Here is a 570-nt window from a genome sequence, read left to right as displayed (position 1 = left end):
GGGGCTCGACAGCTGCTACGACGACGCGTGATGCTGATGCCAAACTATGGAGCCCGTGTATGCCCCTTGAATTCAGTTGGTTGATGCCCCTCTGTACCCCCGACTGGGCGGCGCGGCCGGGGCAGTGGATCCAGCTGGCCCAGGCGGTGGAATACGCCGGCATCGACGGCCTGTGGATCCCCGGCGGCGCGCTATGTGCCGACAGCCTCGGTGTGGCGGCGGCGTTGTGCGCCCACACCCGACGGGTGCAATTGTCGGTGAGCGTACCGCCGGAAGTCATGCTGCCGGCGGCCCTGGCCACCACCCTGCAAAGCCTGCAATCGATCAGCAGCCACCGGGTGCGCCTGCACTTGCCCGACGGCGAACAAGGCAGCCTGCGCAGTGCGTTTGGCGAATGGCTGAACCGCGACCAGCGCAGCGAACGCATCGGCGAATACCTGGAGATTCTCCAACAACTGCTGGCACCGAATGACGGCGGCCTGGATTATCAAGGCCGCTATTTCCAACTGGAAAACGCCGGCGTCGCCCGCCGCGAACTGCCCGCGCCGCCACTGGTGCTGGACGACAGCC

1 protein-coding gene is annotated in these 570 nt (G+C 66.3%); it reads left to right on the top strand.

The annotated features are described in order from the left end of the window. Window positions 1-59: 59 nt before the first annotated feature. On the top strand, window positions 60-570 hold a 511-nt coding region (locus HX869_RS30850; protein ID WP_178904152.1), incomplete at its 3' end, for an LLM class flavin-dependent oxidoreductase.

It is taken from the genome of Pseudomonas sp. P7779 (assembly GCF_013386315.1).
Classification (GTDB): Bacteria; Pseudomonadota; Gammaproteobacteria; order Pseudomonadales; family Pseudomonadaceae; genus Aquipseudomonas.
This window is presented reverse-complemented; position numbering and strand designations above follow the sequence as displayed.